Genomic DNA, 12,231 nt, shown 5'->3' on the forward strand with positions numbered 1-12,231 from the left:
TCCCATAGGTCCCATCTGTCGGATTTGACAGATATCTTTTCTCTCTGCCGTTGAGGTTGGATAAACCGCTACCTCGGAGACGTTCGGCAAAATTCCGTCGGTGCGTCACAGCGAAGCGACTTTTCACGATTCTGTTCACTGCTCCGGTGGCCGACTTCGGACGCTCTTGTTTCGTCGATCGCAAGTTAATACTGCGTCGGCCGCCGAAGCGCGCTGTCGTAGACAGAAGCTCACTTCTGCGTGAGGAACTCGTCCAGTTTCGTCGGGTCTTTCGTTAGACAAAGGAACACAATTGACTGCTTGTTTTCGAGTTCCGGAACTTTTTTGCTTCTCCAACACGATGTTTGCGGAGCGATTAGCTGTGCCGATCAGATCCGGCGACCGGCCCGCCGGGTTCCGTGCGAAGGTGGGAGCATTCCTCGCAATTCATTCTGCCGAGACTGCGCGCCGCTTTTGTCGTTGACTGCGTCTGCGACTAGTCAAGCAAAGGGTGCCCATAGCGAGCACAGCAAGGCTGGATGGTTCTGGGACGGAAGTGACGGTGATCGGCGCCGATAGGGCGTAGAACGAGTAGGACAAGCTAGGAGAACGAACCAAAGAGACGTTGATCCAGTCAAGGGTTGCAATGGACGAGTGCCCCTGCAAAACATTGAGGGTAGAAAAGTTCGGAGAGATTCCAGGCATCGCAAAGTCGGCGTCTCCGATTCCATTGAATCTTGTGCCCGTCCAAACAAAATCGCTGTGGCGCGTGTCCGTTTCGGTGACAGAAAGAGAGTTCAGGATGGAACCGTCCCACAGGTCTGAATTGCCAGTTGCAAGAAGAGTGTCGTTCAACAGGTAAATGGGAACCGAAGGGTCTGACGTCAACGGGTTCGTGCCAGTGTTGTCTCGTGCATCCACGGTGCTAGTGGAGGCAATGGTATTCCACGACGTCCCCAAGGCTGCAAGCGCAGGGACGGAGTTTGCCACGTTCGAGACGAATGTGTTGTAGTCGGCGATATTTGCGGAACTTGCATCGCGCCCAACGCTTGTCACGAATGCTAGCCGATACTGATCTCCCAGATTCAGACCCGTTGGCCGAGTCACAACTTCAGCGAAACTTGCCGAGGACGCTGATAGTAGTAAACCAAGCGTGAGAACCAATCGTCCAGCTGCAGAGCGATCTATCATGTTGCTGCTTGCTACGAATGCGGTGCGAATCAAAGACTAAACTGACCCGATGCATCGTATTTCTAAGAGCTTGCGATTGCAAGCAACGATTCCGTAACTGGGATTCCGTAACTGGCGGATAGGAGAAGAATGTACACCCTGACGCCTTCGCCCTGGAGACCGGCGTCGGCGCTGTGAGGGAGCCTGCCCGTCGCCATCGTTTACAGCACGCTTCCTAAACTGAAGAGGTCGCTGCTGTGATCCACCCGGAGTCCGGTCGCCTGTTCGGGCCTCATGAACTGCGGCGTTCCTGCAATCATTCCGCTGACGGTCGCGGAAGTGTTGCTGGGAGCAAGAATGCAACAAAGACCCCCAATGCAACAAAGACCCCCATCCCCTTTTCTCGCACACATGGCTGACCATGGGATCGAGGGCGAAGTGATGGTCCGAGACGTCATGACACTCGACATGCTGGAGTACCTGCAAGAGCGGTTGCTCGAAGGTGACGAGTCACGGTATGACCATCGGTCGCCGAACACCGTCAACAGCTCGATGGGTGCCGTGATGGCGTTTGTGCGGTTTTGCGCCAAACGTGATTGGATCGTTAAAGTGCCTGATCTGGATTCGCTGAGCGTTGATGATGTGATGAAGGGTCGTCCGATCACGGGCGAAGAACTGGATCGCATGATCGAAGCGACATCGCGTGTGGTCGGCAAGAACGAAGCTCCGTCCTGGCAGTTTGCCTTGCGCGTGCTGTGGTACAGCGGGTTTCGGGTGGGTGATTTGATGGATTTTCATTGGGAAGACGAACGCCACATTCGGCCCGTCTGGCCGACGCGTAGCGGCGTCCACCCAACGATCACTGTCCCCTCCTCCCAGAAAAACGGCAAGCTTCAGGAGGTCCCGATGCTGCCGGAATTGGAGGCCTTTTTGTTGGAAGTGCCCAAGGTCAAACGCACCGGCTGGATCGTCAATCCATTGGCGATCACGTCGACGGTGAAACCTGGATGCAAGTGGTTCCAACCCTCACCGGATGATTTGGTCGCCCTGGCCAAGCAGTACAGCAATCTGTCGATTGCGGCGGCTTGCGGGGTTTCTGACGCAGCGGTGCGGAAGTGGCTGAAGAAGCAAGGTTTTCGGCGGAGCCGAGAGTTCAAGGTCGACACGGGAACGATCCCGGAGGCGGTTGTCCAGGATGTTGAGAGCCGTGCGAAGCGCCGGACTGGTGCGGTGCAGGTTCCGATTTCTGAGCGACTGACCAAGGAACGTGTCGGCAGGACCATTGCGGCGATCGGAGAAGAAGCTGGGATCGTGGTTCGTCAGGAGGATGAGCGAACGGGCACAAGAACCAAGTTCGCGAGTGCTCACGACATCAGACGAGGATGCGCGCAGCGTCTGATCAATGCCGGCGTCTCTGCGGAGACGTTAAAGGTCGTTATGCGTCACGCAGATTTCGCGACGACGGAGAAGTACTACGGCGCGATGCGTTCGGCTCAGGCCGCTGCATCGGAAGTCCGTCAGAAACTCACCCCCGATGCAACTTCGGATGCATTAGTGGGGGGATTAATGGGGGGACAAGAAAAAACTCCACAGCTATCGGCTTCGGAGTTAATGACGCTAAAGCGTTTACTGGCAAGTATTTAAGTCAGTACACCCGGAGGGATTCGAACCCCCAACCCTCGGTTCCGAAGACCGATGCGCTATCCAATTGTGCCACGGGTGCTTGCGGGTAAGTTTACCGCGCTCGGTGGGCTTGTCCAATAGCCTCTCCGATGGACCGCCAAAGTTCCTGAACTACCGCATCTTTTGATGCCTTTAGTGGGGACTTTGCAGCATTTGAATGGTTTCCGAGGCTAGGTCCAGGCCCCGCTCGCTATGGCCGAAGACTCGGAAAATCGCCGGACCGTCAAAGCCGCTGGCTTCTACGGCGCCCCAGACTCGCATCAGGTCAATGTCGCCGCGGCCGATTCGCTGATCCCTGGCTTGCTCGGATTCCGACTCCGGTTCGCAGAGGTACAGGCACGCCATCCGCCGATGATGCCGTGCCAAACGCTCCCCAACCGGGAACTCGCCTCCGAGTAACATCTCGCCCACGTCCGGTGCCACGCTCAAGCTGCTGTCCGGCGAAAGCCATTGCAGGAATCGCTCATACTGGGCAACCGATCCGATCACGTCCGCCGTGGCCGGACGCACAGCAAGTCGAACTTCATTTGCATCGGCGACGTGCAACAGAGGCTCCAATGCGTGAGCCAATCGCTCCAGTGCTCCACCGGCGTTCTCGGCAACGTCTCCGGTTCGCGGGCCACTGGAGAATGAAATGACTTTGACACTCAAAAGCGGCGAGACGTCGATCCAAGTTTTCAAGGACTGGGCGGCGCGGGAAGATTCGTTTGTATCCGTTGACACCAGTGAAGATCCGCGGGCACGAAAAGGGTCTTCTAAGAATGAGCCGCTCAGGTCCAACACCAGTTCGAGTTGGTGTTTCTCCGCAGCATCGGCAATCCGCTTTGCTTGTTCGTCAAAATCCGGCAGTGACAAATGCAGCCCGCTGAGTCGTGGTCGAATCGCCACGGCTTTGAAGCCAAGCACCGCCAACTGCTCGATCGCAGTGACTTCGTCGTGCAGCAACAAGCTGATGGTATGAAAGCCGGGGATCATCAGGTCACGCGAAGTCGAGCGGCGAGCAGGATGGCTGGAATCACCAACGCAAAAACAGCGAGTCCGTAAAATCGTCCGGCGCCGATCATCGCGTACACAGCCGCAAAGGGAATGATCGAAAGCACGCCGGCTCGGATCGTGTTTTGAATCTTCAACGGATCGCTGTCAAACTGAACTCGTATGGCTCGAATGATCACTGGAAATCCGATCAATCCGATGAGGACCGGAAACAAGCTTCCCGGAAACATTTTAAAGGCGCCCGGATGTCGTGCTAAGCCAGGTGCAAAGGCGAGCAACACGACGCCCATCACGATGGACATCAGACCGGTTCTCAAGTTGATCTTGTTCCCGCCGGTGGCTTCGTCTCTCGCCATCGTGGTGATGCCCATGATGTAGACGCCAAACCCGAACGCAACACCGAGGATGAACTTGGGGATCAGCGGTTGCCCGGGGACGGCGAGCAACATCGGCGACGCTCCGAGCAGGAAACTCAGCACGCGACAGACACCCATGGTCGCCGGAGCAAACGGTGTGGACTTGAGCGGTCCATCGTACAACACAATCGCGATCGCCAACGCGCAGCCGATGGCCGCTGGCAACCACGTATCAGGAGCCGCATCACCGGACGCGTTTTCGTAGGGGATCTTGCCCGAGGCGGCCGCCAGCACGACGCCCAGGATCAGTAGTCCCCACCCCGCGATCCGTGCGGCTTGGGGTGAGATCGCGCCGGAGGCCAATGGACGCTTGGGACGCTGAGCACGGTCTCGCTCCAAATCGAACAGATCATTGAGAATCATTCCGGCCCAATACAGTGAGACGCCGGCCAGTAGGACGCAGGCGAAACGCGTCACCGGTTGATGTGTCCCTGCCACCAGCAAGAATGCCGCCGAGACGTCTGCCAAGACCGTGAAGACGTTAGGCAAGCGAACCAGTTGAGCCCAGTGGAGCAGACGTTGTGACATGGAGCGTTACGCGGCAAGGGGGTGATGGATGCGTTGCACGACACGCCGACCTTGGCATGATTCGCAGAGCCATTCTGATCGTATGAAGTGACGGGCAACACCCCCGTGCAGGGATCGGCGGTTAAAATGCGACGATTCCTGTTGAATCCATCACCCACGAAGGCTTGATCATGAACCGAATCGCCAGCGGCCTGACCCTGTGTCTCATCGTGACATCCCTGGCGTCTGCGAAATCACCCAACGTGGTCTTGGTGATGTGTGACGACTTGGGGATCGGTGACCCGCAGTGTTTCAACCCCAAGTCCCCGATCGCAACGCCGAACATTGATGCGATGGCGGCCGCTGGGCTGAAGTTCACTCGTTTTTATGCCGCCGCACCGGTGTGCAGCCCGACGCGTGGAAGCTGTTTGACCGGACGACATCCGTTTCGTTACGGCGTTTACTTTGCCAACACGGGACATCTCAAGACAGATGAGATCACGTTGCCGGAATTGCTGCGAGAGCAAGGTTACAAGACGGGGCACTTTGGCAAATGGCATCTTGGAACTTTGACGACGACGATCAAGGATGCCAATCGCGGCGGACCGAAAAACAAACAGCATTTTGCCCCGCCGAGAGATCACGGTTACGACGAAAGTTTTGTGACCGAGTCCAAGGTTCCGACTTTTGATCCGATGATTCAGCCTGCCAAGCCGGATGAGAAAGCTTGGGATGCGATCGTGGACCCAAGCAGTGCGCAGCCCTATGGCACGCACTATTGGGATCATGCGGGCAATCCGGTAACGGAAAACCTGGACGGCGATGATTCGCGGATCATCATGGACCGCGCGATACCGTTTATCGAAGATGCCGCGAAGTCGCAGCAACCATTCTTTGCCGCCATTTGGTTTCACGCACCGCACTTACCGGTCGTTGCCGGTGAAAAGCATGTCGCGATGTACCGGGATCACGACGTCTATGAGCGAAATTACTATGGATGCGTTACCGCGATGGATGAGCAAGTCGGCCGGTTGCGCGAGAAACTGCGTGAATTGGGCGTTGCTCAAGACACGATGCTGTGGTTTTGCAGCGACAATGGTCCGGAGGGGCAGCAGGGAAAAGCTCCCGGGTCCGCGGACGATTTTCGTGGTCGAAAGCGATCCCTCTATGAAGGCGGCGTTCGCGTGCCGGGGATTTTGGAATGGCCTTCACGGGTCAAGCCGGGTGTGACGGATGTGGCCGCCGTGACGAGTGACTATTTGCCGACCATGTTGGATGCATTGGAGATAAAGTATCCAGACGATCGCCCGATCGATGGCATGTCTTTGTTGCCGGTGATCGATGGAAAAGTCTCTCAGCGTGAGAAGCCGATCGGGTTTCAGTCCAACAAACAAATCGCTTGGCATGACGGGGTATGGAAGCTGTACAGTGGCGACGACGGTAAGAATTGGGAGCTGTACGACTTGTCGAGCGATCCGTGTGAACAAAGGGAATGTTCCGGTGAGCGGCCTGAGGATGTTGAGCGGATGGCAGCAGCGGTGCAGCAGTGGCGTGAGTCGTGCAAGCGGAGTGATGGCGGGGGAGACTACTGAGAGGAACACCCCCGCCTAGTGCATCGTCCAGTCTTAGAACGTGGGTTCGGTAGATGAGCCGTTTTGGCGTTAGCCACGGTTTTCGTGACACAACCGTGGCTAACGCCAAAACGGCTAACCCCAAAATCAAGACCGGACGATGCACTAGCCTGGATTATTCACGCCACTGACTACAGTCTTCGCAATACGTTTGCACCAAACGGTTTACGCGGATTGGCACGAAAACAGCCTGCGCATATCAGCCGCCACGCGATAGCGTCCGGTTCTCACGCCTGTAATCGGGAACCGGACGCTATCGCGTGCCGGCTGATGAATCATCCGGGCTCGGGCGTTGTGTTACCAGTCGATGTCGCCTACGACGATTGTGTAGCCGACGCCGAGCAAGCCGATAATGGCCATGCCGATGCCCAAGTAAAGCAAGAACGACGAGTCGGTTGATCCACCGACCAAGATGGCCTGCGTGGGATCCTCCGGATCGTACTTGACCTGGGCCGTGCCGCCTAAATCGTGTGAGTCGTAGTACGTGCTGTTGACCTGAAACTCGTCTGTATACGCTGCCCCTGCTTCGGTCTTGTAGGCGACCTCCAGGTAATACGATCGACTTCGTCGACTACGTCTCTCACGGCTATCGAGGACGACGCCATCGACCGTGACGCCACGTGCGTCTAACGCTGCCATTTTGCTTTGCGCGGACCAACCGATGAAGGCGAGGAATGGTCCACCGAGCATCATGATGATCAGGCCCCAGTGGATACGATTGCTGAAATATCCTCCCAAGCTGCGCTCCGTCGGACCGGTGCTGGCGGCGGCCATGTTTCCGATCTTTTCATCCAGCGATGGCGAGTAGGCTCCTGCGGCGGCCAATGCGGCATGATTGACTTGGGGACCACTGGATACAGCAGGCGAGCTGGGGAATCCGCCTGGGAACGAGGCTGCTGGGCTCATCCCGGTTGCGGCTGGCGTATTGAGTTCATTCCAAAAATCGCCGCCACTGGCCGCTGGCGCCGGTGCGCTGGGCATTGGTGTGCCCGGCGCCGGTGCCGCTGGCATTGCCGTGGGCAAGTCCGCGAATGGATCTTGCGTCGTCGTCGGTTGTGATGGAAAGGAAGTCGCAGGCGTGGAAAGTGGTGCTGCGACGGGAATCGCAGTGGGGACACTGCTTTGCGAAAGGGGTTGAGCCGTCTGTGCGGGAGTTGACGTTGCGGACCCCGCCGGAATCTTGAGTTTCTGTGAGCACTTGGGGCACTGGATTTGTTTTCCGCGAGCGCTCGTGGGAACTCGCAACTGTGATCCACAGGGGCACTTGATCGTCAACGTGTCCGACGTCGGTGAAGTCGTCGGCGCGGAGTTAGGATTGGAGCTTGCTGCGGGAGTCGCTGGGCTGCCGGTTGGTGTTTGCGTGGGGACGTTCGTGGCAGACGCTGATTTTGGCTGTCCGATCGAAAGGACTTTTTGGCAACCCGGACACTTGATCTTTTTGCCCATCAGTTCCGGTTTGATCGCAAGTGTCCGGCTGCATCCTGGGCATTTGATTTGGGTTGCCATGGAGATTCCTGAGGGCAAACGTGAAGAGTCGATGCGTCAGCAAGGGTAAGAGTGTAGAACGCAAGAGCGGGCGGCTCAACCTTTCCCGCCAGAGCTACTAGGGCATCATCCGGTCTTGATTTTGGCGTTAGCCACGGTTGTGTCACGAAAACCGTGGCTAACGCCAAAACGGCTCATCTACCGAACCAACTATTGGTCAGCCCACGCTAATCGTCCGTTTGTGAATCACGCAACCATGTCGACCACGCGGTTGTATCGTTGGCGAAGTCTTGTTTGGTGATTTCGCGAAGATGGTCGACCACGATGTTCGCTTGATCTGCGGGGAGCTGGTGCAGCAAATCGATCAGGTAGGCCGGGTCCTGAGTCCAGCCGGCAGCGGAGATCAGTTGGTCGACTTGGTGAAACTGTTCCCGGTACATTTTCAGCACGCCAGCGAGTCGATGTCGCGCTTCGGCTGACAATGCGTTTTCCTGGTCCGCCTGGAGGATCAAGTTTGAATACTTGGAAACATTGGCCAGCAGTTCCTTGGAGGCGGCATCACGCACTGCGAAAGAATTGCCGTCGATCTGTTCCATCAACTCCACAAATCGTTCACGTTCCTGCTTGTCGATTGCCGTGATGTGGCTTAGAAGGCGTTGGACGATTGCGGGATCGTATCGCTTCATCGGCATCAAGAGTCCTGCATGCTGCAAGTGAACGAACAATACGGACTCGATTGCACCTGGATGGTTTGCGTAGAGTTCTGCGAAGGACGGCGCGCTGTAGACCTTTGCTGTGTCCGTGCCCACCTCGACCCAACGCACGCTGCCATCAGCCGTTTGTTGCAAGATCGTGACGCTATCGCCCAGGAGTCGCACGTTCAGTTCTTTTTTATCGCCATTGGATACGAACAACATTCGTTTAGGCGCATTGAGCTCCCGAATGGTCAACTCGAAACGGTCTTCGTTGATGACAAGTTCAGCATCCAGTTCGCCGGTGGAGAACCGGCGGCGATAGTTTTTGCCGCTCGAACTCGTTGACGTGGAAACACGTCCACCGCCGGTGAAGCGATGTTGGAAATTGTGAAACAAGAGCATGGGCAATGGGATCGATGCTTGTCATTGTTTCATGAACTGTAGCGTCCGCGCCTTGGCGTCAGGAATCTCGACACCGTCGCCTTTCAGCAAGGAGATTGAATCGTCGAACGCGGCACTGAGACTTTTGCCTCCAAAGGGTTGCGACCAGTGCTCGTCGTCTAGCATCAATGCGCCGCCGTCCCATTTCAAGTGAACGAGTTGACGAATCCCAAACGCAGCGTCTTGGATGGCACCCACTGGCAGCTTGTTTGCAGTTGGCAGGTCATTCGCATCTGGCGGGTCATTCGCATTTGGCAGGGCGGCAGCGTGCTGCGATACGTCTGCATCCTCAGGTTGGATAAAGTGAAAGTTGTCACCCATTCTGTGTAAGAAGTGGGCGTGGTCGGCCTGTTGGGCGCGGTGGGTGAGGGCTTGGAAACGACGCATCAGTTGCGTGTCTTTCATCGCATCGCGGTGATCTGAAAGCAGGCGATGGAGCTTGGTGCTCATCATGTCTTGGCTGCTTCGGTTGCCGGCCAAGTTGGGGCCGATGCATTTCAGTTGCCAGAGGTACAGCGAAAGATGCTTCTGCCGCTTGGCCAATGGCGAGTCTTGTTGTTGGGTTGCTAGGAGGCTTGCCGCGTTTCGCTGAAACTCTTGTTCCAGTTGATCGGCAAGATGCAAGACTTCCAGCGTCCCGTAACTACCCAAGCGTTCTTGGTCGTTCAGGACGGTTTCGAATTCGTCCATCGCTTTCGCGAATGCTTCGCCAATGGACTGTTTTTCTTGTTCGGTCTCCGCGGGTTCATCGGCGAAGGCAACGTTCGGTACGATCATGAATCCGATCAATGACATGATCATCAGAGCGACGATGGATTGTTTCATGGCGATGCGTTGGAAGTCAGGCGATGGCCTGTTAAATGGTTTGCAGCCGATTCGCGTGGTTTTGACCGAAGCAAAAAAACTCTGGCAATCCGATAAGATAACCGGATGTTCAGCGATAGCGGGAGAAAATCTGTTATCAATTGGAGTGGGTACGCCCCGTTTTTGAGTTACACATTATCTGAGCAAGAGGAGAGTCACCTTGAGAGCGGTGTGTTTTCGGTCGATCCAGCGAGTGGAGGTCGATGAGTTGCCGGATGTATCGATCCAGGACCCTGGTGACGCGTTGGTGGCGGTGGAAATGGCGGGATTGTGCGGCAGTGATCTGCATCCGTTTTTTGGGCGGGAGACAGGATTGGACGTCGGGACCGTGATGGGGCACGAGTTCGTCGGTCGCGTCATTGCGGTGGGAGGCAACGTCCAGCAGATCCGCCTCGGGGATCGTGTTTGCAGTCCATTTACGACCAACTGTGGACACTGTTTTTATTGTCAACGCGGTCTGACATCGCGTTGCACCAGCGGGCAGCTGTTTGGCTGGGTGCAGGACTCCGTCGGATTGCATGGAGGTCAAGCCGAATTGGTACGCGTGCCGCTAGCGGACGCGACGTTGATGAACCTGCCGGAGACGATTTCGGCCGAGGCGGGATTGTTGTTGGGTGACAACTTGAGCACGGCCGTTTTTGGCGTTTCGATGGCGGTCGAGACGGATCGTATCGTTGACGATGTGCACGTTGTGGTGGGGTGCGGTACCGTTGGGTTGTTGGCGATCGCATGGCTGAACAGACTGGGCGCCAAACAGGTGCACGCGGTCGATCCCAATCTGCCGAGGTTGTCACTGGCCGCGCGATTGGGTGCCACAGTACACGCGGATGAGAGGGACGCGATCGAGGCGATCATGAGGGCAACCGGGCGTCGAGGTGCCGACGCGGTGCTGGAGTTTGTTGGCCTGCCCGATGCGCAGCGTCTGGCTTATGAATTGATTCGCCCCGGGGGACGCATGTCGGTGATCGGGTGTCATTGCACGCCGGGCTTTTCGTTCAGCCCGGCCGATGCGTACAACAAGAATTTGACCTATCGAACAGGGCGATGCCCGGCTCGGCATTACATGTCCATGCTTGCGGAGAATCTCAATCGCCAAGCGATGGACTTGGATTGGTGCATCACGCATCGTTTTGGTTTGGAAGATGCGGAGTCAGCCTATGATGTCTTTGCCCATCAGCAGGACGGTTGCGTCAAGGCGGTGTTGACTTTCGGCTAAGAAACGGGATTGTCAACTTCGTAGCATTCTTTAGTTTCGTATCCACACATCACAAGAGGTTTCCATCGATGACGATCATTCATGCCTATGCGGCGCAGAAAGCTGGCGGAGTGTTTGAGCCCTTTGAGTTTGACGCGGGAGATCTGGGGGCCAGCGACGTCGAGATCGCCGTCGAGTCCTGTGGAATTTGCCACAGTGACCTTTCCATGCTGGACAACGAATGGCAGATGACCCAGTATCCGTTTGTAGGCGGGCACGAAGTGGTTGGGCGTGTGGCGGCGGTCGGCGATCAGGTGCCAAATCTTTCGGAAGGTGATTTGGTCGGACTGGGGTGGACGAGTCGCAGTTGCATGCATTGCGATCAGTGCATGGCGGGAGATCACAATCTTTGCATTGAAGCGCAAGGAACGATCACGCATCAACGCGGTGGATTTGCGGACAAGGTACGTTGTCACTGGGGATGGGCGACCAAGATTCCTGAGGGAGTTCAAAGCGAATCTGCGGGACCGTTGTTTTGCGGAGGGCTGACGGTATTCAATCCGCTAATACAGATGAATTTGTCTCCGACATCACGCGTCGGCGTGGTCGGAATTGGTGGACTGGGACACATGGCATTGATGTTTCTCAAAGCCTGGGGGTGCGAAGTCACGGCGATTTCACGAACTCGTTCTAAGGAGTCCGAAGCGAGAGACTTGGGCACGCACGAATTTGTCGCCACGAGCGAATCTGGTGCATTGCAGAGCCAAGCCGGTAAGTTCGACTTGGTACTCAATACGACCGACGCAAATTTGCCTTGGGATGATTACATCGCGACGCTCGCACCACGGGGTGTTTTGCATACTGTGGGTGCTGCGCCCAAAATTGAGGCCACGGTGTTTCCGATGATCATGGGGCAGCGCTCTCTCGCTTCGTCGCCCACGGGCAGCATCGCGACCACGCGACAGATGCTGGATTTTGTTGCCCGTCACCAAATCGCGCCGATGACGGAGGTGTTCCCGATGAATCAGATCAACGAAGCCATGGAAAGGCTGCGCAATGGATCACCTCGATACCGAATCGTACTGACACGATGAATTTGGATGCGACGAGCTTGGGCGTCCCCGTGGCAGACCTGTAATCGTTCGATTCGTTCCAATCGTCACAGCCGCCCG

General features: G+C 56.5%; 11 protein-coding genes and 1 tRNA gene. 5 read left to right on the plus strand and 7 right to left on the minus strand.

Annotation, left to right across the window (positions count from 1 at the left end):
- Positions 1–426: 426 nt before the first annotated feature.
- Positions 427–1,170: a PEP-CTERM sorting domain-containing protein gene (locus tag Pla52nx_RS32855; RefSeq protein WP_146518213.1), complete on the minus strand. Its 744-nt coding sequence runs from the start codon at positions 1,168–1,170 to the stop codon at positions 427–429.
- A 354-nt stretch (positions 1,171–1,524) separates the two neighbouring features.
- Between Pla52nx_RS32855 and Pla52nx_RS02995 the strand changes: the two genes are divergently transcribed.
- The gene (locus Pla52nx_RS02995) at positions 1,525–2,793 is read left to right on the plus strand and encodes a tyrosine-type recombinase/integrase (RefSeq protein WP_197454244.1); all 1,269 of its coding nucleotides are present in this window, start codon (positions 1,525–1,527) and stop codon (positions 2,791–2,793) included.
- A gap of 5 nt (positions 2,794–2,798) precedes the next feature.
- Here the strand turns inward: Pla52nx_RS02995 and Pla52nx_RS03000 are convergent.
- The 3 genes from Pla52nx_RS03000 to Pla52nx_RS03010 form a co-directional block, all read right to left on the minus strand.
- Positions 2,799–2,872 (minus strand) — tRNA-Arg (locus Pla52nx_RS03000).
- A 92-nt stretch (positions 2,873–2,964) separates the two neighbouring features.
- Positions 2,965–3,807 (minus strand): sugar phosphate isomerase/epimerase family protein, encoded by an 843-nt coding sequence (locus Pla52nx_RS03005; protein ID WP_146518215.1) that lies wholly within the window; start codon positions 3,805–3,807, stop codon positions 2,965–2,967.
- Positions 3,807–4,769, minus strand: coding sequence for a UbiA family prenyltransferase (locus Pla52nx_RS03010; RefSeq protein WP_146518216.1), 963 nt, complete (start codon positions 4,767–4,769; stop codon positions 3,807–3,809). The genes Pla52nx_RS03005 and Pla52nx_RS03010 overlap by 1 nt, the downstream gene beginning before the upstream one ends.
- A 170-nt stretch (positions 4,770–4,939) precedes the next feature.
- Between Pla52nx_RS03010 and Pla52nx_RS03015 the strand changes: the two genes are divergently transcribed.
- Complete coding sequence (locus tag Pla52nx_RS03015) at positions 4,940–6,340, plus strand: sulfatase family protein (RefSeq protein WP_146518217.1); 1,401 nt, start codon at positions 4,940–4,942, stop codon at positions 6,338–6,340.
- A gap of 336 nt (positions 6,341–6,676) precedes the next feature.
- Here Pla52nx_RS03015 and Pla52nx_RS03020 read toward each other — a convergent pair whose 3' ends face one another.
- Positions 6,677–7,624: a DUF3592 domain-containing protein gene (locus tag Pla52nx_RS03020; protein ID WP_197454245.1), complete on the minus strand. Its 948-nt coding sequence runs from the start codon at positions 7,622–7,624 to the stop codon at positions 6,677–6,679.
- Between Pla52nx_RS03020 and Pla52nx_RS03025 the strand changes: the two genes are divergently transcribed.
- On the plus strand, positions 7,611–7,934 hold the full coding sequence (locus Pla52nx_RS03025; protein ID WP_197454246.1) for a hypothetical protein: 324 nt from the start codon (positions 7,611–7,613) through the stop codon (positions 7,932–7,934). The two genes, Pla52nx_RS03020 and Pla52nx_RS03025, sit on opposite strands and share 14 nt — an antisense overlap.
- Positions 7,935–8,091: 157 nt before the next feature.
- On the opposite strand, the gene Pla52nx_RS03030 is transcribed toward Pla52nx_RS03025, so the two are convergent.
- Positions 8,092–8,961, minus strand: a complete 870-nt coding sequence (locus Pla52nx_RS03030) for a hypothetical protein (protein WP_146518219.1) — start codon at positions 8,959–8,961, stop codon at positions 8,092–8,094.
- Between the two features lie 21 nt (positions 8,962–8,982).
- Positions 8,983–9,825 carry a hypothetical protein gene (locus Pla52nx_RS03035; protein WP_146518220.1) on the minus strand — a complete coding sequence of 281 codons (843 nt, stop codon included), beginning with the start codon at positions 9,823–9,825 and terminating at the stop codon, positions 8,983–8,985.
- A gap of 208 nt (positions 9,826–10,033) precedes the next feature.
- Here Pla52nx_RS03035 and Pla52nx_RS03040 point away from each other — a divergent pair, with 208 nt between their 5' ends.
- Both Pla52nx_RS03040 and ahr read left to right on the plus strand, forming a co-directional pair.
- A complete protein-coding gene (locus Pla52nx_RS03040; protein ID WP_197454247.1) occupies positions 10,034–11,080 on the plus strand; it encodes an alcohol dehydrogenase catalytic domain-containing protein in 1,047 nt (348 codons plus the stop codon).
- A 68-nt stretch (positions 11,081–11,148) separates the two neighbouring features.
- Entirely contained in the window at positions 11,149–12,153 is a 1,005-nt protein-coding gene (gene ahr, locus Pla52nx_RS03045; protein ID WP_197454248.1) for an NADPH-dependent aldehyde reductase Ahr, read from the plus strand.
- Positions 12,154–12,231: the final 78 nt, after the last annotated feature.

The sequence above is a fragment of the Stieleria varia genome (genome assembly GCF_038443385.1).
Lineage (GTDB): Bacteria > Planctomycetota > Planctomycetia > Pirellulales > Pirellulaceae > Stieleria > Stieleria varia.

Coding starts and splice junctions, on each gene's coding strand:
- Pla52nx_RS32855 (WP_146518213.1), bottom strand. CDS start 1,170: ATGATAGATCGCTCTGCAGCTGGACGATTGGTTCTCACGCTTGGTTTA.
- Pla52nx_RS02995 (WP_197454244.1), top strand. CDS start 1,525: ATGCAACAAAGACCCCCATCCCCTTTTCTCGCACACATGGCTGACCAT.
- Pla52nx_RS03005 (WP_146518215.1), bottom strand. CDS start 3,807: ATGATCCCCGGCTTTCATACCATCAGCTTGTTGCTGCACGACGAAGTC.
- Pla52nx_RS03010 (WP_146518216.1), bottom strand. CDS start 4,769: ATGTCACAACGTCTGCTCCACTGGGCTCAACTGGTTCGCTTGCCTAAC.
- Pla52nx_RS03015 (WP_146518217.1), top strand. CDS start 4,940: ATGAACCGAATCGCCAGCGGCCTGACCCTGTGTCTCATCGTGACATCC.
- Pla52nx_RS03030 (WP_146518219.1), bottom strand. CDS start 8,961: ATGCTCTTGTTTCACAATTTCCAACATCGCTTCACCGGCGGTGGACGT.
- Pla52nx_RS03035 (WP_146518220.1), bottom strand. CDS start 9,825: ATGAAACAATCCATCGTCGCTCTGATGATCATGTCATTGATCGGATTC.
- ahr (WP_197454248.1), top strand. CDS start 11,149: ATGACGATCATTCATGCCTATGCGGCGCAGAAAGCTGGCGGAGTGTTT.